At 57.1% G+C, this 21,180-nt stretch carries 14 protein-coding genes; 8 read left to right on the forward strand and 6 right to left on the reverse strand.

All coding sequences use genetic code 11. From position 1 onward, the window contains the following. Nucleotides 1-147: 147 nt before the first annotated feature. The gene (locus WFM49_RS14260) at nt 148-2,313 is read right to left on the reverse strand and encodes a malate synthase G (protein WP_336973911.1); all 2,166 of its coding nucleotides are present in this window, start codon (nt 2,311-2,313) and stop codon (nt 148-150) included. Between the two features lie 1,001 nt (nt 2,314-3,314). On the opposite strand from WFM49_RS14260, the gene WFM49_RS14265 reads away from it, so the two are divergent. Together WFM49_RS14265 and WFM49_RS14270 are read left to right on the forward strand one after the other, a co-directional pair. Continuing rightward, the gene (locus WFM49_RS14265) at nt 3,315-4,817 is read left to right on the forward strand and encodes an AMP nucleosidase (RefSeq protein WP_026483878.1); all 1,503 of its coding nucleotides are present in this window, start codon (nt 3,315-3,317) and stop codon (nt 4,815-4,817) included. 147 nt (nt 4,818-4,964) lie between these two features. Next, nucleotides 4,965-5,423, forward strand: coding sequence for a PaaI family thioesterase (locus WFM49_RS14270; RefSeq protein WP_250756433.1), 459 nt, complete (start codon nt 4,965-4,967; stop codon nt 5,421-5,423). A gap of 292 nt (nt 5,424-5,715) precedes the next feature. Here WFM49_RS14270 and WFM49_RS14275 read toward each other — a convergent pair whose 3' ends face one another. From WFM49_RS14275 to WFM49_RS14290, 4 genes are all read right to left on the reverse strand, one after another. Further along, nucleotides 5,716-6,741, reverse strand: a complete 1,026-nt coding sequence (locus WFM49_RS14275; protein ID WP_009461178.1) for a DctP family TRAP transporter solute-binding subunit — start codon at nt 6,739-6,741, stop codon at nt 5,716-5,718. A gap of 45 nt (nt 6,742-6,786) precedes the next feature. After that, nucleotides 6,787-8,088 carry a TRAP transporter large permease gene (locus WFM49_RS14280; RefSeq protein ID WP_009461177.1) on the reverse strand — a complete coding sequence of 434 codons (1,302 nt, stop codon included), beginning with the start codon at nt 8,086-8,088 and terminating at the stop codon, nt 6,787-6,789. Further along, a complete protein-coding gene (locus tag WFM49_RS14285) occupies nt 8,085-8,606 on the reverse strand; it encodes a TRAP transporter small permease (RefSeq protein ID WP_009463614.1) in 522 nt (173 codons plus the stop codon). Before WFM49_RS14285 ends, WFM49_RS14280 begins: the two co-directional genes overlap by 4 nt. Nucleotides 8,607-8,934: 328 nt before the next feature. Further along, nucleotides 8,935-9,735: an SET domain-containing protein gene (locus tag WFM49_RS14290; RefSeq protein WP_035269291.1), complete on the reverse strand. Its 801-nt coding sequence runs from the start codon at nt 9,733-9,735 to the stop codon at nt 8,935-8,937. Between the two features lie 56 nt (nt 9,736-9,791). On the opposite strand from WFM49_RS14290, the gene ilvB reads away from it, so the two are divergent. The 5 genes from ilvB to WFM49_RS14315 all read left to right on the forward strand — a co-directional run bounded on the left by ilvB (nt 9,792) and on the right by WFM49_RS14315 (nt 14,971). Further along, nucleotides 9,792-11,561 carry a biosynthetic-type acetolactate synthase large subunit gene (ilvB, locus tag WFM49_RS14295; protein WP_324577719.1) on the forward strand — a complete coding sequence of 590 codons (1,770 nt, stop codon included), beginning with the start codon at nt 9,792-9,794 and terminating at the stop codon, nt 11,559-11,561. Between the two features lie 110 nt (nt 11,562-11,671). Next, nucleotides 11,672-12,637, forward strand: coding sequence for a TRAP transporter substrate-binding protein (locus WFM49_RS14300; protein ID WP_035269947.1), 966 nt, complete (start codon nt 11,672-11,674; stop codon nt 12,635-12,637). A 12-nt stretch (nt 12,638-12,649) separates the two neighbouring features. Next, nucleotides 12,650-13,147, forward strand: coding sequence for a TRAP transporter small permease (locus WFM49_RS14305; RefSeq protein ID WP_009463607.1), 498 nt, complete (start codon nt 12,650-12,652; stop codon nt 13,145-13,147). A gap of 82 nt (nt 13,148-13,229) precedes the next feature. Beyond that, entirely contained in the window at nt 13,230-14,507 is a 1,278-nt protein-coding gene (locus tag WFM49_RS14310; protein ID WP_009463605.1) for a TRAP transporter large permease, read from the forward strand. 29 nt (nt 14,508-14,536) lie between these two features. Beyond that, nucleotides 14,537-14,971, forward strand: a complete 435-nt coding sequence (locus WFM49_RS14315) for a CopD family copper resistance protein (protein WP_009463604.1) — start codon at nt 14,537-14,539, stop codon at nt 14,969-14,971. A 952-nt stretch (nt 14,972-15,923) separates the two neighbouring features. Here WFM49_RS14315 and WFM49_RS14320 read toward each other — a convergent pair. Further along, the gene (locus WFM49_RS14320; RefSeq protein WP_009463602.1) at nt 15,924-18,515 is read right to left on the reverse strand and encodes a DNA topoisomerase III; all 2,592 of its coding nucleotides are present in this window, start codon (nt 18,513-18,515) and stop codon (nt 15,924-15,926) included. A gap of 113 nt (nt 18,516-18,628) precedes the next feature. Between WFM49_RS14320 and WFM49_RS14325 the strand changes: the two genes are divergently transcribed. Then, complete coding sequence (locus tag WFM49_RS14325) at nt 18,629-21,139, forward strand: GDYXXLXY domain-containing protein (protein WP_336973920.1); 2,511 nt, start codon at nt 18,629-18,631, stop codon at nt 21,137-21,139. Nucleotides 21,140-21,180: the final 41 nt, after the last annotated feature.

The following is a 21,180-nucleotide window of genomic DNA, read 5'->3' on the forward strand; positions in this document are numbered from 1 at the left end:
GCTGCTTGTGCCGAGCGACGATTCAAATTCCTCTTTGCCGCAAAGCTGGAAACAGGAGACGAAAAAAAATCCCCATCCTGAACCAGCAAGATGGGGATTTTGGGGGTACTGTTACCCGGAGGTGAACTCCGGGCAGTATGGTGTGCTTCAGGCTTGAGCGGCTTTGAAAGCCAGACGCCATTGGTGCAGCAAAGGCTCGGTGTAGCCGTTAGGCTGTTCCAGACCCTTCAGAACCAGATCTTGAGCAGCGCGGAAGGCAAAGGAGCCTTCAAAGTTGCCGGCCATGTTCTGGTAGGCTGGGGCCCCCGCGTTTTGCTGGTCCACCACAGCAGCCATGCGCTGCAGGGTTTCAACCACTTGTTCGTGGGTGACGATGCCGTGCAGCAGCCAGTTGGCGATGTGCTGGCTGGAGATACGCAGGGTAGCGCGGTCTTCCATCAGGCCCACGTCGTGGATGTCCGGTACTTTGGAGCAGCCCACGCCCTGGTCAATCCAGCGCACCACGTAACCCAGGATGCCCTGAGCGTTGTTGTCCAGTTCTTCCTGGATTTCCTTGGCGGACCAGCTGGTGTCAGTGGCCACAGGAATGGTCAGGATGCTGTCCAGGTAGTCGTTGGTGTCGCCTTCCAGACCCTTCTGGACGTCGACCACGTTGACTTGGTGGTAGTGCAAGGCGTGCAGCGTGGCAGCGGTAGGCGATGGCACCCAGGCGGTGTTGCCACCGGCCTTCACGTGACCAATCTTCTGTTCCAGCATTTCAGCCATCAGGTCAGGCATGGCCCACATACCTTTACCGATCTGGGCACGACCACGCAGACCGCATTGCAGGCCGATCTGAACGTTGTTGCGCTCGTAGGCAGGCTGCCAGTCAGCTTGTTTCATGTCGGCCTTGCGCACCACGGCACCCGCTTGCATGCAAGTGTGGATTTCGTCGCCCGTGCGGTCCAGGAAGCCGGTGTTGATGAACACGACACGCTCGGTGGCCTGGGCAATAGCTGCTTTCAGGTTCACGCTGGTGCGGCGCTCTTCGTCCATGATGCCCAGCTTGACGGTGTTGGGAGCCAGACCCAGCAGGCTTTCCACACGGTCAAAGATCTCGCTGGCAAACGCCACTTCGTCAGGACCGTGCATTTTGGGTTTGACGATGTACAGCGAGCCGCTGCGCGAGTTTTTCTTCAGTTCCAGATCGCGCATGCCGATCAGGGTGGTGATCACGGCGTCCAGAATGCCTTCAGGGATTTCGCGACCTTCGCCGTCAATGATGGCGGGGTTGCTCATCAGGTGACCGACGTTACGCACGAACATCAGGGAGCGGCCAGCCAGAGTCTGGGTAGCGCCTTTCAGGTCGGTGTACTGGCGATCGTCAGCCAGGCGGCGGGTAAAGACCTTGCCGTCTTTCTTGATTTCTTCGGTCAGCGAACCGGTGACCAGACCCAGCCAGTTGCGGTATGCCAGGACCTTGTCGTCGGCGTCCACGGCAGCCACGGAGTCTTCGCAGTCCATGATGGTGGTCAGTGCGGCTTCCAGAACGATGTCTTTCACGCCAGCCGGGTCGGTCTTGCCGATGGGGCTGTTGGGGTCGATCTGCAGTTCAAAGTGCAGGCCGTTGTGCAGGAACACGATGGCTTCAGGCGCATCGGGCTGACCGCGGTAACCCAGCAGGGTCGAGGCGTCTTTCAGACCGGTGGTGCCGCCGTTTTCCAGGGTGACGCGCAAAGCGCCGTCAGTGATGGTGTAGGAGGTAGCCTGATCGTGGCTGCCTTGAGCCAGAGGAATGGTGTCGTTCAGGAACTGACGGCCAAAGGCGATAACCTTGGCACCGCGCACGGCGTTGTAGCCACCGCCACGCTGAGCACCGTCAGTGTCAGGGATGGCGTTCGTGCCGTACAGCGCGTCGTACAGACTGCCCCAGCGTGCGTTTACGGCGTTCAGCGCGTAACGTGCGTTCATGATGGGCACAACCAGCTGAGGGCCACCTTGTTCGGTGATTTCGGTGTCGACGTTGGCCGTGTTGACCTTGACGTTGGCAGGCGCTTCTTTCAGATAGCCGATGGAGCTCAGGAAGCTCTTGTAGGCAGGCATATCGGTGATGGGGCCTGGGTTGGCCGTGTGCCACTTGTCCAGTTCGACTTGCAAGCGGTCGCGTTCGGCCAGCAAGGCGCGGTTTTTAGGTGCCAGATCATGGACCAGCTTATCGAAACCAGCCCAGAAGGCTTCGGAGGAGATACCTGTGCCGGGCAGGGCTTCTTGTTCGATGAACTGATGAAGCACCTCGGCGACTTGCAGTCGCTGGCAGGAGATTCGAGTGGTCATGTGTACCCTTGCTGATAGTTAAAAGTGATTCGGTACAGTGGCAGGCCAAAACGGCCTTGCTAACTGCAATTACCTGGTCAAGAGCACTTTCAGATCTTGCTGAAATCGCGGGTGACAAGACCCACGCGGCGCCAAGACACAAATGACATCAGAGGGCGAGCAAATGCTTGAAGCGAAAATCATTAAAATACGCTAACCCATTGTAAATTAGCCTAAATAAAAGCTAATTTGCGCGATGACGAGCTATGTCTCACACGCATGCCGAGCACACTGCCAGGTTGGATAACTTAAATTATGAAGGACTGACGCTAGCTGGATTTAATACTAAAAGTATTAAGACTACATACTTAATGTATTTACTGGATTTGGGCAAGTCTTATATATGAGGTAGAAGACGTGCCTGACTTCCACTTGCCATCATAAGCTGCCTCATCTGGTCCCGCTTGAAATACCTGATATGCCCGCCAAGCCGCTTGTCTAGCGCCATTAGCATAAAAACAGGGTCTTGGGTCACGGGCTTGCGCCAGGGCTCGACCTGCCTGATCCCGGAAAAATGGAATTTGCCCAAAACCGGGGTAAAGCTGCCTGTTTAAATGGGGCCTGTGAGTAAATTCAGTCTCAAAACCAACGATAGTCGTGTCCATTGTGCGGACAGTAGGGCTTGTGATTCAGTCAAAAACCAGTAACGACATTTGCTTTGAGTGGGACTGGGTCTGGGTTGCCTTGCTCGGATATGGCAAGACGCTGGGGCGCTAGGCGAGCCATTGCAAAGGTATATGGTTGATGGCTTTAAGCGCAGGCGAAACCGATAGCCGAACATCTGTATTGGGGAGCGATGGTTCGCGAAAGCGGCAGACGGTCAGGCCTGTCTGTTCGGCTGGTACATGAGCGTCAGGATCAGGCGGCTGAATTTGTCATGGAGTCGTGTAGGAGGCGGAACAATAAACAGCTTATGATGCTTGCAGATCTGCTTGTCTTTGTTTCCCCTTGGAATACTTGTTATGTCTGATCCCAGCGGTTTTTCTCGTATCACGTCCACGCCGGAGCTGATTCCATTCAATGGCTATCAGGATGCCGGCCAGGCTTTGGAGCAGCTGCGCCATATTTACGACCGCAACACCGCTTTTTTGCGCGACTCTTTTGCCCAGTGTCTGGAAACCGGATTTCCACGCGGGCAGCGCTTCAGAGCCTGCTACCCTGCAGTGCGTTTGCGCGTCGATACCTATCAGGAAGTGGATAGCCGCCTGTCTTATGGGCATGTGGTCGAGCCCGGCGTGTACATGACCACCATTACCGCTCCTGGCCTCTATCACGATTACTTGCTGGAGCAACTGGAACTGCTGCTGCGCAATCACGGTGTGCAGGTGGAAGTGGGGGAATCCTCCGTGCCTATCCCGCTGCATTTCGCCCTGAATAATGGTGTGCAGTCCACGGTGACAACCGTGCCTGAATCGCCCGGTGACACCTTGCGCGATCACTTCGATGTACCGGATCTGGCGTATATGGACGATGCCATCGTCAACGGTACGTGGGAGCGCGTGCATAACGAACCCTTGCCGCTGGCGCCTTTTACTGCGCCGCGTATCGATTACTCCTTGCATCGTTTGCAGCACTACAGCGCTACTCGTCCCGAGTACTTTCAGAACTTTGTGCTGTTCACCAATTATCAGTTTTATGTGGACGAGTTCTGCCAGTGGGCGCGTGAAGTGCTGCAGGCGGATGATCAAGGCTATATAGATCTGGTGGAGCCGGGCAACATCATCACTCCGGCGGGTGCGAATGCATCGACAACCGGTTCGCCTTTGGCTCGCGCGCCGCAAATGCCCTCGTATCACTTGCGCCGTGCCGATCATTCCGGCATCACCCTGATCAATATCGGCGTGGGGCCATCCAATGCCAAGACCATTACCGACCACGTTGCCGTTCTGCGCCCTGCTGCCTGGCTGATGCTGGGCCATTGCGCCGGTTTGCGTACTACTCAGCGCTTGGGTGATTACGTACTGGCACATGGCTATGTGCGTCAGGATCACGTGCTGGACGAGGATTTGCCCACCTGGGTGCCTATCCCTCCTCTGGCGGAAATTCAGGTCGCCCTGGAGCAAGCCGTGGCCGAGGTGGCCGGGCTGTCCGGCTGGGAGTTGAAACGCATCATGCGTACAGGCACGGTGGCGTCCATCGATAACCGTAATTGGGAATTGCGAGACCACCACGAGCCGGTGCGGCGCTTGTCGCAGTCGCGGGCGATTGCGCTGGATATGGAGTCCGCCACCATTGCTGCCAATGGCTTCCGTTTCCGTGTCCCGTATGGCACTTTGCTGTGCGTGTCGGACAAGCCCTTGCATGGCGAGCTGAAACTGCCGGGCATGGCCAGCGAATTCTATGCGCGTCAGGTTGGTCAGCATCTGCATATTGGCATCCGGGCGCTGGAACTGCTGCGCGAGATGCCCAAAGAAAGGCTGCATTCGCGCAAGCTGCGCAGCTTTCTGGAAACGGCGTTTCAATAAGATATTGCAGGCCTTGTTAGTGCCTACGCTCCTGGGTGGGTTGTTGGCTCGTAGCGCTGACAAACTACCTTTAGTGGCTTAAGAAATAGGCCGTGCTACCAAGTGGAGCACGGCCTCTTGGTTTCTTTGAGGACAGCAGATACTCATATGGTTAAAGCGTTTCAAGATTTTTATGCCGACAACTTCAGCCATTGCTACGGTTGTGGCAAACATAATCCCGACGGGCATCAGCTTAAGAGCTACTGGGACGGCGACGATACCGTGGCCCGCTACACCCCCAAGCCGATTTACAGCGGTGGCGTGCCCAACCATGTATACGGCGGCTTGATTGCTTCCTTATTGGACTGCCACGGTACTGCTTCAGCGGCAGCCTTCATCTATAGGGATCTGAATATCGAGATGGGCACCAGCGAGGAGCCAATTCGCTGTGTGACAGCCTCCCTGAAAGTGGAGTTTCGGCGTCCCACTCCAATGGGGACAGAGCTGACGGTACAAGGCAAGCTGCGTGAGCTGGATGGACGCAAGGTCTGGGTGGACCTGTTGCTTAGCGCGAATGGCGAAGTTTGTGCGACGGGTGAAATGCTGGCGATACGCTTCAAGGAATAAGCGGGATTTTTTTGGGGCTCAGCGGTCAACGTGCTTTGAGACGGTGTCTTGGACTTGCTGATCGCTCAGAAGGAAGCTGGTTTTTGATATTTGTAGGCTGTAAAGAATGCCCTCAGGTTGTGCCGCCGATTTATGGCATTTCTTTCTTCGAGGGTAACCCGGAGGTTGAAAGTATCCCCACGCTGCGCTCGTAGGCTGCTGCTTTCATGAGGTTTGTTTTGTGCGGGGCAGCCAGACAATAAAAAAGCCGGGCCCATTCAGGCCCGGCTTTCAGTCTTTCAAACCCAGCTAATTAGCGGCTGGCAGCAATCGCGTCGCGTGCTTTCTTCACCAGATCTTCACCAATGGTCTTGGTCCACTTCTCGACCACGCCTTCGGTTGCCTTGGCAAAGGCAGCATGTTGCTCTGGAGTCAGGCTGGTGACCTTCACACCGTGGCTTTCGATCTCTTTGAGCAAGGTAGGATCTTCCGCCGTGATGCCGGTACGGGCAATCACGATTTCACGTTTACCGGCTTCAATAGCGGCTTCACGCACGATCTTCTGGTCTTCCTCGCTCCAGGATTTCCACACGTCGCGGTTCACCACAAATACCAGTGGGTCAGACACGTAGTTCCACAGGGTCAGGTACTGCTGCTGCACGTCGTACAGCTTGGCACCGGCGTAAATGGACAGGGGGTTTTCCTGGCCGTCTACAGCCTTATTAGCCAGTGCAGGTTGTGCATCTGCCCAGCTCATTTGCGTGGGGTTGGCACCCAGGGCGCTGAAGGTGTCCATGTACAGCGGCGAACCGACCACGCGCAGTTTCAGGCCCTTCATGTCTTCAGGCTTGGTCACTTCGTGCTTGGAGTTGCTGAGCTGACGGAAACCGTTTTCACCCCAGGCCAGAGGCACCACACCGGCTTTCTCGATGTAGCCAAACAGGTCCTTGCCCACTTCGCCGTTGATCAAAGCGTCGGTGGCTTTGGCATCCGGTTGCAGGAATGGCAGGGAGAACAGGTTCAGCTGCTTGATCTGGGGGGACCAGTTGATGGTGGAGCCCACGGCCATATCAATCATGCCTTGGCGAATGGCAGTGAACTCGCGTGTCTGGTCGCCTTGTACCAGCGAGGTGCCGGGGTAGATCTTGATATTGATGCGGCCATCGGTGCGCTCGCGCACCAGGTCGGACCAGATCACCGCCCCTTGGCCCCAAGGGAAAGTGGTACCCACCACGATGGACAGCTTGTACTCGGATTTGTAGGCGGCTTGGGCAGCGGGAACCACGGCCAGGGTGGCGGCTGTACATGCCAGAGCGGCCAGAATGTGACGTAATTTCATGGGTCAGGTCTCCCTTTCTATGAGTTGTGTTTCAGTCTTGTGGTTTTAGTTAAAGCCCAGGTAGCGCGGCAGCCACAGGGCAATCTCGGGTTGTGCGATAACGAGCAGCATGGTCGAGCCCATGCCCAGTAGCAGCCAGCCTACCCAACGCAGGGTGCTTTCCATGGGGACGCCCGCGATACGGCAGGCGACCATCAGGTTGACGGCGACGGGTGGAGTGAACTGGCCCAGAGCCACGTTCAAGGTCAGCAGGACCCCGAACCAGACGGGGTGCCAGCCAAAGTTGTAGGCAATAGGCATGAACAGCGGCACGAAGATCAGGAAGATCGAGATGCCATCCAGGAACATGCCCAGCACAATCAGCATGACAATCATCAGCGCCAGAATGCCGTACTCGCCCAGACCGGAATTGATGATGGCATTGGTGACGGGGTCAATAATGCTCAGGGTGGACAGCGCCCAGGCAAAAATACCGGCCAGTGCCACAACCATCATGATGACGGCTGATAATTCGGCGGCTTCTCGCAGGATCAAAAACAGATCGCGGAACTTGATGGTGCGATGGATGACCATGCCCACGAACAGGCCGTAGAACACGGCCACAACAGCCGCTTCTGTGGGAGTGAACAGACCCAGGCGCATCCCGCCCAGAATGATGACCGGGGCAATCAGGCCCCAGGCGGCTTCTCGCAGGCTGCGCCAGAATGGCGGACGTGGCAGCTCGGCTTCGGCCAATCCCAGCTTGTGACGGCGCGATAGCCAGATGGCCGGAATAATCAGGCCAATCCCCGCCAGAATGCCGGGGAACATACCAGCCGCAAACAGCGCGGGTACGGAGGCTTCGGGCACCAGCACCGAGTAAATAATGAAGGCGATGGAAGGGGGAATCAGAATGTCGGTGGCAGCACCCGCGCCCACAATACTGGCCGCAAAAGGACCGGGATAGCCCGCGCGTTTCATGGCGCCGATCATGACCGCGCCCACGGCAGCGGCGCAGGCCGGGCCGGAACCGGAAATGCCACCCAGGAACATGGCCACGCCAATGGCAACAACGGGCAGCATGCCAGGGCCGCGGCCAACCAGCGCTACCGCAAAGTTCACCAGACGGCTGGCTACGCCCGAGCGGTCAAAAATGGAGCCCACCAACACGAACATGGGAATGGCCAGCAAGGGGTATTTGGCCAGACCGGCATAAAAGCTTTGCGGCACGGCCATCAGGCCAAACCAGTGCGTATCCAGGTTGGACATCAAAATCGCAAAGGCACCACCTATACCCAGGGACACGCCCACCGGCACGCCCACCAGCATCAGGCCGATGAAGATGACAAACAGCAAGGTTGCAATCATGATTTAGCCTGCCAACGACGCACCCACATGCCCAGCAAACGCAGGCTCAGGGTAGTGGACAGGATGGGCAGCCACATGCTGTACCACCAGGTCGGGACACCAATGGAGGGCGAGGTATCGCCCCACTCGAACTCGTCCAGGGCCATGCGGCCGGACAGAATGGCCATGCCGACAAAGAACAGCAGGCTCATGCCAATGCCAAACAGGGCCAGGCGGCGTTGACGACGCACCGTGCCCGCATCGGCAAAGACTTCAATACGAATGTGCAAGTGGCGCACACAGGCGCTGGCACCGGCATTCATGGTCAGGACCACCAGCAGGAAGATGGAGATTTCCTCGGTCCAGGCAAAGGAGCTATCGGTCAGATAGCGCACAAACACGTTGGCAAAGGTAATTAAAGCCAGGGTCGCCATGATCAGGACCGAAGCCCAGTCCTCTATTTGCAAAGGAATACGCAGGCCGGATTCGGCGGGCGAGGCGGCGTGATTATCGGGTGTATCTGTAGAACTTGAATCCATGAGGTCTGTCAGATTTGGCAATAAAGCTACATGCTAGCGGTCAAAGACGGGGCTGGCAGTGAGTAATTTCCCCCGGTGCAATAGCACCCGCGGGCCATCATTGGCCTGGGGAGAGACGATAGGGATGGGGGCGAGGGCACACGCAATATGGGGGTTGGTGCTTCGCCTAGCTGATGAGGTGTGAAACCTGGCCCGGCACGACAGATGGGCCTGTGTGTGGCGCTCTGAGAGGCCCGGCTGGGGTGTTGCCGGGCTTGCTGTGCGGGTGATTAGCAAGGGTGCAGGCTGCCGGTGAGGCAGCCTGGGCTAATGCAAGCTGGGGGACAGCTTACTCTTTTTTACGGTCCTTTTTCCCTTTTTTGCCTTCTTTGTCCTTTTTGGAAGGCTTTTTGTCTTTATTTTTATCCTTGTTTTTGGCTTTTTCTTTTTTCTTCTTTTTGCTCTTCTTATCCTTTTTGCCTTTCTCGCTTGAGGATTCTTTATCGCTATCCGCGTCCTCATCTTTATCCTGATCGGACTCGCCCTTTTCTGCCTGCTTAATGGCAGTGGCCTTCAGATCAGCGGCTTTTTGTTTGGATGAAACCGGCGTTTTGCGGGCCTGTTCCATTTCCGCATCCAATTCTGCGGCCACTTCGCGTAGCTCGTCGGCAACAGCCTGGGAGCGATCTGATTGCAGGGCAATCATGGTGCCACGGCACTGGGGAGCGCCACACAGGCAGCGGTAGTTCTGCTTGAGCTCCTCGGTAATTTCATCGTCGATGACCAGCGAGTAGTCATACAAAAGCTCTTCCCCGGCAGGAATATCGCGCATGGCCACAATAAAGACGCGCGAGCCATCGGCGTTCTCGTGACCTTCACAGTTGGGGGCGCAAGAGTGGTTGATCCAGCGTGAATCATTGCCTCCCTGACCACCGTCCACGATTTTGCCATTGCTCAGTGCAAAGAAAAAAGTGTGGAAAGGCTCATCCGGATTGACGGGGAACAAGGCATCGGCCTGTTCCGGCGTAAGCCGCTTGCCAGCATATTGCAGGATGCGCGTTCCGGCTGGAATATCGCGTAGCGCAAAGACGCCATTGCCATGCAGTTTGGATGGTTTGACGACGTGCCAGGGTTGGCGTTGAGTGACCATGGGGAATCAGCCTGTAAAAGGGGATAAACTGGACGGCGATCTCTATCTTACAAAACATGCAGGGCTACGCAACCATGTCACTTGAAACGACCGCCCACAACGGCGCGCAAATCTTGCTCGAAACCTTGATCGCTCAGGGTGTAGATACCATTTTTGGTTATCCTGGCGGAGCGGTGTTACCGCTCTATGATGCTCTTCATGCCCAGCCGCGAATTCGTCATATTTTGGTTCGTCACGAGCAAGCTGCCGTACATGCGGCCGAAGGCTATGCCCGCAGCACCGGCAAACCTGGCGTGGTGCTGGTGACATCAGGCCCCGGTATGGCCAATACCACCTCCGGTTTGCTCGATGCCTTGTGTGATTCTATTCCTGTCCTGTGTATTAGTGGTCAAGTAGCGACCACCGCAATTGGTACCGCCGCTTTCCAGGAGTGCGATGCGATTGGCATTTCCCGCCCTGTGACCAAGTGGAATGCCCAGGTTCGTCGTATTGAAGACGTGGCCTCCCTGACGGCCAAGGCCTTGCGCCTGTGTACCCAGGGCCGCCCCGGTCCGGTGCTGCTGGACTTCCCCAAAGATATTCAGATCGCCACCCTGCCCGCTGCCAGCAGCGACGCGCCGGCCCAGGACGAGGCTGACAGCCTCTTGGCTCCTCCCGCTCCGGCCTCTGCCCAGGAAGCGGCGATCAAACGCGCCGCCGCCATGATTGCGCACGCTCGCCGCCCCGTGTTTTACGGTGGTGGTGGCCTGATCAACTCCGGGGCCGATGCCAGCCACGCCTTCACCAGCCTGGTTCAGGAAACTGGCGCACCTTGCACACTGACCTTGATGGGCCTGGGTGCCTACCCTGCACGTGATGAGCAGTTCGTGGGCATGTTGGGCATGCACGGCACGCTGGAAGCCAACTTGGCCATGCACCATGCGGATCTGATTATCTGTGTGGGCGCTCGCTTCGACGACCGCATTACCGGCCGTCTGTCCGATTTCTGCCCCCATGCCAGCAAGATTCATATTGATATCGACCCCGGTTCCATCGACAAGGTGGTGCGTGCTGATGTGGCTCTGGTGGGTGATTGCTATCCCCTACTGCGCGCCCTGCGCAAAGAGCTGTCGCATCACGAATTGCCCGAAGGTCGCTTGAAAGATTGGTGGCAGCGCATTGGCGTGTGGCGTGCTCAAGAGTGCTTGAAAGTGACGCCTCATAGCGACGCCATCTTGCCGCAGCACTTGCTGCAACGTCTGGACGCGCATCTGGAAGGCCGTGATGCCATCGTCTCTACCGATGTGGGCCAGCACCAGATGTGGGCGGCACAATACATCAAGTTTGATCGCCCTCGTCGTTGGCTGACTTCCGGCGGTGCGGGCACCATGGGTTACGGCGTACCTGCCGCTTTTGGCGCGCAGATTGCGCATCCGGACAAGCTGGTGGTGTGTGTCAGTGGTGACGCGTCGGTACTGATGAATATTCAGGAACTGGCCAGCGCTGTGCAGCATCGCACGCCGATCAAGGTGATTCTGTGCAATAACCGCCACATGGGCATGGTGCGCCAGTGGCAAGAGCTGATTCACGATGGTCGTTACAGCCACAGCTACAACGAAGCCATGCCGGATTTTGTGGCCTTGTCGCGCGCCTTTGGTTGGGAAGCCGAACGCGTGGAGCATCCCGATCAGCTGGATGCGGCGCTGGAGCGTTGTCTGGCCCACGATGGCCCGTTCTTCCTTAACGTGGAAGTGCTGGCGCTGGAAAACTGTTTCCCCATGATGCCAGCGGGCTATGGCCATCAACAGGTCATGTTGTCCGAAGATAACTGGTACGTAGAAGAATAAGGTGCCCGGCTGGGACACAGGCGTAAAAACCCCTATGTCCCAGCCCGAGCACTACGCATTAAATACACTGATCCATTCAGACAGGAGGGGCATGCATGATGTACCGTCACATGAAGAACCGTCTTTTGGCCGCAGGTTTGATGCTGGGCTTGGGCCTGGCGGCGGGAGCGGCCACGGCCCAGACTTCCTTGAAGCTGGCTTACGCTTTGTCCACCAGCTCTCACTATGGTGCGGGTGCAAAAGCCTTTGCCAGTGCCTTGGAAAAGGACGGCAACTACACCATCGAGGCCTTTCCCAACAGTGCCTTGGGCGGCGAGCGTGAAGTTATTGAAGGCTTGCAATTGGGCACGATTGATCTGGCCATTGTCTCTACCGGCGCAACCCTGAACTTTGTGCCCAAGACCGGCGTGTTCGATATTCCTTTCCTGTTCCGCGACCTGCAGCATGCCCGCCATGTACTTGATGGCAAGATCGGTCAGGACATGCTGGCTGAATTTCCCAAACGCGGGATTGTGGCGCTGGCCTGGGGCGAGCAAGGTTTCCGTCACCTGACCAATAATGTGCGTCCTGTCACCACCCCGGCTGATGCCAAGGGCCTGAAGATTCGCACCACAGAGAACCCCATCCATATTGCCGCTTTCCGTGAAATCGGTATTCTGGCTACGCCTATGGCCTGGCCGGAAGTGGCAACCGCACTGCAACAGGGCACCATCGACGGTCAGGAAAACCCCTTGTCCGTGATTGTGTCGGCCAAGCTGCCGCAGCTGCAAAAGTATTTGTCGCTGACGGCTCATGTGTATGGCCCGGCCTTGGTGCTGATGTCTCCGGCGGTGTATGACGGCCTGTCCGATCAGGACAAGCAGTTGATGAAAGATGCCGGCGTAACGGCTGCCCAGGCCATGCGTGACTACGTGGACGATATCGAGAAAACCGGCGTGGATGCCGTCAAGGCCGAAGGCATGCAGGTCAATACCGTTGACCATGCCGCGTTTGCCAAAGCGGTAGAGCCTGTCTATCCCCAGTACTACAAACAGTTCGGCCAGGAACTGGTCGAATCTATCCGTCAGACTCAGTAAACGGCATTCATCATGAAAGCTCTGTTGTCCGTTCTGGATAAGGGCCTGTTTCGTCTGGTGTCCTGGGTGACGCAGTTGCTGCTGCTCTCGGCAGTGGCGGCTGCGTTCTATCAAGTGATCGCTCGTTTCGTGCTCCAGTCGCCCGCCGACTGGAGCGAGGCCTGGTCACGTGCCGCTCTGATCTGGACAGTCATGCTGGGCCTGTGTCTGGCCTTGCGTCAGGGCGCTATGCTAAGCGTGGATGTGTTGCGGCTCTGGGTCGGCAAGCGGACGCAGCATTGGCTGGATGTGGCCGTGCTGATTACGTGTCTGGCTTTTTTCGGCCTGTTGACCTGGGTCGGCATTCAAATGACCTGGCGGGTGCGCTTTCAGACCATGCCTAGTCTGGAGTGGTCCATTTCCTGGGTGTATATCGCGATCCCGATTGGTGCCGTGCTGGCCATTTTGGGCCTGCTGGCCCGTTGGCTGGAGAAACCTGCGCCTGCTGTGGTCGATAACACGCAGCTCTAATTCAAGACCTGATTCCGTGCCTGTAAAGCACCACCGAACTCTGGATGCCTTACGGGCATCTGTTTAGACCGGAGGCCGTATCGTGTCCCAGATCATGCTTGTGTCCATGCTGCTGTTTTTTGTATTGACGGTGCCCGTGGCGATTGCCGTGGGGCTGGCCAATATGGCGGGGGTAGCCTGGGAGGGGCGCATGACTTTTCTGGTCATCGCCCAGCAGTTGTATGCAGCTCTGGACAAGTATCCTCTGGTTGCTGTGCCCTTCTTCATTCTGGCAGGCAACCTGATGGAGTCGGGCGGCATGTCCAACCGTATGGTGGAGTTTGCCAAAAGCCTGGTGGGGGGTGTTCAAGGGGGCCTGGCTTGTAGCTGTGTGCTGACCTGCATGATTTTTGCGGCAGTGGCCGGTTCCAGTGTGGCAACCACTTTTGCGGTCGGGGCAATTCTTATCCCTGCCATGGTCCGGCATGGCTACCCGGCACCGTTCGCGGCATCCTTGCAGGCCTCAGCGGCGGAGCTGGGGGTGATCATCCCGCCGTCCATTCCCATGATTCTGTTTGCCGTATCCACGGACACGTCGGTAGGCGAGCTGTTCGTTGCAGGTATTGGCCCTGGCTTGCTGATCGGCGGCGCCTTGATGCTTTATGTGTGGCTGTATGCACGTCGCCATGGTCTGGGTTTGCAGGACGGCGTGGGTCGTTTGGGTGTCTGGACGGCATTCCGTCAGGCGTGGTTGGCCTTGTTGATGCCGGTGATTATTCTCGGCGGGATTTACGGGGGTATTTTCACGCCTACCGAGGCTTCGGCGGTGGCGGTAGTCTATGCCTTGATCGTGAGCATGTTTGTCTATCGCAGCGTTAAATGGGGCGACTTGTCCAAGGTGCTGCATCGTTCCGTGGTGTCCACGGCGGTCATCATGTTCATCATCGCCAATGCGGGTGTGTTTGGCTTCCTGCTCAATCGCACCGGCATTCCGGCTGCCATGGGGATCTGGTTGGGGGAATTGTTCAGTAGCCCCATGATGTTTTTGCTGGGTGTGAACGTGGCCTTGTTTGTGGTGGGCATGTTTGTCGAGACCTCGGCCTCGATTGTGGTGCTGGCACCGCTCTTGCTGCCGGTGGCCATGCAGTTTGGCATTGATCCGGCGCACTTTGGCATCATCATGGTGGTCAATCTGGCGCTGGGAATGGTGACTCCGCCCTTTGGCGTGAACCTGTTTGCCGCCTGTTCAGTGGCCGGGATTTCTTTGGAAAAACTGATACGTCCCCTGCTGCCTTTTGTAGTCGTCATCCTGGCTTGCTTGATGCTGATCAGCTATGTGCCAGAAGTCAGTTTGTGGGCGCGAGACCTGGTGTACCGTTGAAGAATCGTCTGCTTTCCTGAGCGCTGTTCATGAGCTATTTCCTCTTGTTGTTGGTTCACCTTCTGGCTGCGATTTTTTTTATCGGCACTGTGTTTTTCGAGGTGCTGATGTTGTCGCCTTTGGCGCGTCAGGTTTCCCGGCCATCGATGCGGGAGTTCGAGTATGCCCTAGGGCGGCGGGCGCGTCGCATCATGCCTTGGGTTTTGTTATTGCTCTACGGTGCGGGCTTGAGTCTGGCCTGGCAGCATCGGGCCTTGTTTGAGGTCGGCGGCGCTCGTGCGTGGATACTGGGCGTAAAGATCACCCTGGCGCTAAGCGTATTTGGGCACTTTCTATCTGTAATGGTGATGAGCCGACGCAAGACCATGACGGCGCGGCGTTCACGGATTATCCACCTTAGTGTTTTTGCACACGTCCTGCTGATTGTGGTGCTTGCTAAGGCTTTGTTTTACTTACCGCTTTAGTTGCGGTTTTGATGCTGCTGCATTGTGGTTTAGAAGGGTTTTGGCTCTGGAGTAGTGCTTGGGACGGAGCTTGGCATAGGAGAGGTGATTAAAAGCCAGGCTCGAGTCCGTGGGGCGTTGGGGGTGGGCTGCGCACCGGTTCCCTAGTCAGGAGATAGCGCAGGGCGCATCCTGAACTCGCACGATGGTTTGTCCACCGGACAAACCATAAGCGTCGTGCTCAAACAGCAGGATGCTTGTACCCCTGCGCTATCTCCTGCCCGCGGCAAGTACTCTGACCCGCCCACCCCCAACGCCCCACGGACTCGAGCCTTCACACCGTTCTAATACCTCGGCCTTGCAACACTGTTTCGGGTGGGTTTGCATTGGTTGTGGCTGTGGCTGTGGCTGTGGCTGCGTGCAGGGTGTCGTGTGCTTTGCACTATGTGTGTGTGTTGTTGTTGTTGTTGTTGTTGTTGTTGTTGTTGTTAGCTTTTCGATGCTTATGCTTGCTTAGCAGCCTATGTTTCGCTCGTTTCTTTATGCCATGCCCAGGGGCGTACATAAGTATTTGGGTGGAATTGAGGTCATAAGGGTAAGAAGCCTTACAGCTTCTGGGCAAAGAACTATTGTGAGCCGTTCAGGGACCGGGTTTGGGTCTCGGGGCGGTTCAGAGTACTTGCCGCAGGCGAGTGCGGGATCCGGGATGCAAGCGCCCTGCTGTTTGAGCCCGGCGTTTGTGGTTTGTCCGGGGGACAAACCACCGGGCGAGTTCAGGGTGCGCCCGGATCCTGTACTCGACAAGGGAACCGGTGCGCAGCACCGGCAAGTGCTCAGCCCGGAGACCCAAACCCGGTCCCTGAATGGCGTTTTCACAGAGACTCTCTTCCCCAGCCTGCAAGCCCTACACGACTACCCATAAAAAAAAGCCCCCCAAAAAAGGGAGGCCATTCTTTCAAACAAGCCGAGCTTTTTACTCCGCCTTGCTGGCCGTCTTTTTAGCAGCTGTTTTTTTAGCTGCCGTCTTCTTGGCCGCCGTCTTCTTCACTGCTGTCTTTTTAGCCGCTGCTTTAGTGGCCGTTTTCTTGGCGGCTGTTTTGCGACCTGGCTTCTCTGGACGCGGCTCGAACTCAAAGCCGATCTTGCCGTCTGCCTGACGCACCAGGAAGGCCTTGAACTTGCGGTTGGTGCGCGAGGACACGAAACCATCCAGCAGGTCTGTCTTGCCTTCACCCAACAGTTTGGCCATCTGTTCGCGGGTAATTTCCTGCTGCAGAATCACCTTGCCGCTACGGAAGTCGCAGCTCTTGGACGGGCCCACGGACTTCTCGCACAAATAACGCAAGCCGTGCTCAAAGACGGGAGACTGGCACTTGGGGCAGGGGCCGACCGGGGTCTGGCCGCTGAAATCCAGGGCTTCGTCATCATCGTCGTCGTTCTGGCCGAAGTCGAACTCCAGCTTGTACTCGTCGGTAATGCGCAAAAGTGCCGCAAAGGGACGACCCATCTTGCTGATGAAACCGGGCAGTGGGCCCAGTTCTTTCTTGGCCAATAGCTCTTCAACCTCAGGCAGCTCAAAGGTGCGACCACCCGGATGCTTACCGATAGAGAAATCGCAAGCCGTGCAGGCATAACGACGGTAATTTTCTTTGACCACGCCACCACATTTAGGGCATGGCGTCTGCAAGGTCGCGTAATCACCAGGAACCGTGTCGCGTTCGTACTCTTTCGCACGCTTGACGATAACTTGCGTCATCTGCGCGATTTCACGCATGAATACGTCGCGATCCAGCTGACGTTGCTCGATCTGCTTGAGCTGGTGCTCCCATTCGCCAGTCAGTTCGGGCGAAGTCAGTTCGCTAACACCCAGCCCGGACAGCAAAGTCATCAGCTGACGCGCCTTGGCGCTAGGCACCAGCTCGCGGCCTTCACGACGCAAGTAGGCTTCGTTCAGCAGACCTTCAATAATGGCAGCACGAGTGGCTGGCGTACCCAGACCGCGCTCGGACATGGCTTCGCGCAAGGCTTCGTCATCCACCAGCTTACCGGCGCTTTCCATGGCCGACAGCAGGGTCGCTTCCGTAAAGCGTGCAGGTGGCTTGGTAGCCAGGGCCTTGGTGCTCACGTCTTCAGTGCGAACCTTCTCGCCATCGGCAACCGGCACCAGGGACGCATCTTCACCTTGGGCATCGCGGCCATAAATAGCCAGCCAGCCCGGTTTGACCAGCACTTTGCCTTCGGTCTTGAAGTGGTGACCGGACACCTGCGTAATACGCGTGGTGACGCGGAATTCCGCAGCCGGGAAGAACACGGCCAGGAAGCGACGGCTGATCAGCTCGTAAATCTTGTGTTCGGCATCGCTCAGCTCCCGAGGCACCTGCAAGGTGGGGATGATGGCAAAGTGATCCGAAACCTTCTTGTTGTCGAAAATCCGACGGTTGGGCTTGACCCATTTCTGCTCGACCACTTCCTGCGCAAACGGTTGCACCGAAGCGCTGGCAGGCGTGCCGCTGTCAGCCAGCGCACGCATGGTTTCTTGCACTGTACTTATATAGTCTTCAGGCAGATAGCGCGAATCGGTACGGGGGTAAGTCAGCGCCTTGTGGCGTTCGTACAGCGTCTGCGCCAAGGACAAGGTGGTCTTGGCAGAGAAGCCGAAGCGCGAGTTGGCTTCGCGTTGCAGCGAGGTCAAATCAAACAAGGCGGGCGACATCTGCGTGCTGGGCTTGGATTCCTCGGTGACTACGCCGGGTTGCTCGCGGCACGCGGCCACAATGGTTTGGGCAGCCGTCAGGGACCACAGACGCGAGTCTTTTTTCTCGGGGTCATGCTCGTCTTTGACGAACTTGGGGTCGAACCAGCGGCCGGTGTACAGGCCTGCAGCGGCAATAAAGTCCGCGTGTACTTCCCAGTAATCGCGCGACACGAACTGGCGAATGCGGTTCTCGCGCTCGTTCACGATAGCCAGCGTGGGGGTTTGCACACGGCCCACGGGGGTTTTGAAAAAACCGCCATCCTTGCTATTGAAAGCCGTCATGGCACGCGTGCCATTAATGCCCACCAGCCAGTCCGCTTCGGCGCGCGAACGAGCAGCCGCTTCCAGCGGTTTCATGTCTTCATCGTCGCGCAGGTTTTCAAATGCTTCACGGATCGCCGATTGTGTCATCGAACGTAACCAAAGCCTTTTTACCGGTTTTTTCGCACCGGCGTACTGCATAATGTAGCGAAAAATCAGCTCACCCTCGCGCCCCGCGTCACAGGCATTGATAACAGCGGTGACATCCTTTCGTTTGATCAGCTTGACCAGCAGTTTCAAGCGCTCAGTCGATTTCTTGTCAGTCGGGTTGAGCTCAAACTGAGGGGGAATAACAGGTAGATGTGTGAAGCTCCACTTGCCGCGGACCGGATCATTAGGGGCCACCAGGCCCAGCAGATGGCCGATGCTGGAGGCCAGCACATAGCGATCGCTTTCGAAATAATCACCTTCTCGAGTGAAACCGCCCAATGCCCGCGAGATATCTACGGCGACTGAAGGTTTCTCGGCAATGATTAGTGTTTTATCCATATGATTCCAGTGACAGCAACTGCGCTGCAATGCGCGAAATGATACGAGGTGCTTATCCCTCTATGCAAGTTATGAGACCTGACAAGACTAACGTATGGCCCACAGACTGGCGAGTGTTTCTGACAAAACTGGCCTGGGGTTTGGCCGTTTTGCTGCTCGCTAGTGGTCTGGTGACCTGGATTGCGGCCAATTGGGAAAACTGGGGGCACGTAGCCAAATTTGCCCTGGCTCAAGGCGCCGTGCTGGTTTCTGCAGGGCTGGCCTTGCTGTTTCGCCGACGTTCCGGTGGCTGGGGTCATGATCTGGGAGTGCCGGCTGCTTTGACCGGCCTGGCCGCCGTGGCCACGGGCGGTTTGCTGGCGCTGATTGGCCAGACTTATCAGACCGGCGCAGACCCTTGGCAGCTTTTCGCATTGTGGACTGTGCTGATCATACCTTGGGTATTCACAGTGCGCAGTGTCTTTCTGTCGGTGCTGTGGCTGGTACTGATCAATACCGCCTTGTACTTATGGATAGATGTTGCCCGCTTGGGCTGGTTCGGGCGCAGTTACACCACGCAGACCTTGCTGGCTCTGGCAGTCAATGTGCTGCTGTTGCTGGCAGCCGAAACCATCTGGCGTGCGCGTCATGACCCGTGGCGCATCGTGCCGCGTGTGGCAGCAATTGCGGTGGGCTTTTTCATCGGTGCCCAGGTCATGGAAGGCAACTCCTTGCTGGGACTGGTCCTGTTCCTGGTGCTGTACGGTATTTATCACTACCGCCGCCCGGATTTGCTGATCATGTCCTTGGCCTCGTTCGGCGCGTATGGCTCCTTGAGCATGCTGATTATCGAGTATGCAGGCGATGCGTTCCTGCTGATCGTGGTGGTTATTGTGGGTCTGGGCCTGGGCTTGCTGCGCTTCCTGCAGCAACAGGTCGTCCATTGGCGACGGACTCATGCTGGAGCTGAAGCGGCTGCAACCCAAGTACCAGTGAACGCAGCAAAGACAACAAGTCCTGCCGCCCCAACAGCAGAGATCCTGGCCAACGCACAGGCTAGTGTTCAAGCTGACGCTCAGGATAGTGACGAGCATCACCCCTGGTATCTGCGCGTGATCAAGCTGTTCTTATACCTGCTGTTACCACTGATTATTCTGCTGTACCTGGGTGTTTCTCTGGAATTGAGTCTGGAAGCGTTGGGTGTACTGGGCGGCATCATGGCTCTGGTGTCCCCCGTGCTGTTTGCCAAGGCTCACACAGTACCCAGCCAGGATCTGGTCGGCGGCTGGGTTGCGTGTGCGTTGCTCTTGCTGAGCGTGCCGGTTATGGACTTGCGCTACCCCTGGCCACTTGAGGCCAGCGCCATGATAGCCGTCGTGATCAGTACCTTGCTGTACAGGCTTGCCAAAGGCCAGTTCGTATTGCGCATGTTGCTGGTGATTTGGGCACTGGCCGCGATCGAGTTTCTGGTGATCGAGCGCTTGTTTGATCGCTGGACCATGATGCCTTATTGGGTGCTGGAAATGCCCGCGGCATTCATGTTTTTTGCCGCCTTGTGGCTGGGGCATCTTTATTTGCGTGGTGAGCGCAAGCCGCATTTCTGGCTGCCCTTGTTCTGGTCCTTGCTGCTCGCTTCCCAGATTCATCTTATTTGGGCGGGCACACTGTTTTATTCCATGCCCTTTTGGGACGAGTCGCGGCCGTACCTGACCGTAGCTGGCTTTCTGCTGGCCATGGCTCCTTTGGCAATACTGGCGTTTTATTGGCGCGGTTGGCGTGACCAACCCCTGGTCTATGGCATTGCCTTGCTGGGGATGGCCGCTTTGTGCGCAGTCTGGACTCCCTATCCGCCGGTGGCCCTGGCCTTGAGCTGGATTCTGGTAGCTTATGCCTGGCGTTATCTCAGCTTGTTGGCGGTGGCCGTGGCAATGGGCCTGTTCTGCCTCTGGCGTCTGTATTACATCCTGAATATCAGTTTGCTGGACAAGGCCGAGCTGTTGCTGGCAACCGGGGTGGGATGTCTGGTCTTTGCCTATTTGGGTCAGTTGAGCCGCAAGAAGGCAGGGACGGCAGCAAGCTTGCAGGACGCGCCCAAAGGTATGGTTGCCAGCGTTCTGCTGGGGACCATGCTGGTGCTGGGTGTAGCCAACGTGGCCATCGTGCAAAAAGAACGTATCTTGAGCGATGGTCAGACGGTGTTGCTGGAACTGGCTCCGGTGGACCCCCGTTCGCTGATGCAGGGCGACTATATGTCCTTGAACTTTGCCCTGTCGCAGAACTTGTCTGCCCTGTCCTGGGGCTTGCCCAAGGATGCGCTTGCCAAGATGGACGCTCAGCAATGGGTTGTTGTGGCGGTGCAGCTGGATGAGAACAAGGTGGCGCAGTTCAAGGGTGTTTATCTGGAGCAGGACGGCCAGGAGCGTCTGTGGAGCGAAGAAGGCCCTGTGGCTGAACCTTCCGATGTGATGCGCTTGCGCATGCGTCGTCACCGCAGTAACTGGACGCCTGGAACAGATGCCTGGTTCTTCGCTGAAGGCTCGGCAGATCGCTTCGATGCCGCCCGTTATGGCGAGTTTGCGGTGGTCGAGGATGGCCAAAGCCTGCTGCGCGCGATGCTGGACAAGGACAGAAAGGAAATCAAGTAAGCCTGAGCTGAACAACTGCGTTCAATAGCCTGTAGCCGGAT

Origin of the sequence: Alcaligenes sp. PF14, assembly GCF_037150615.1 — a bacterium.
Taxonomy (GTDB): Bacteria; Pseudomonadota; Gammaproteobacteria; order Burkholderiales; family Burkholderiaceae_B; genus Alcaligenes; species Alcaligenes phenolicus.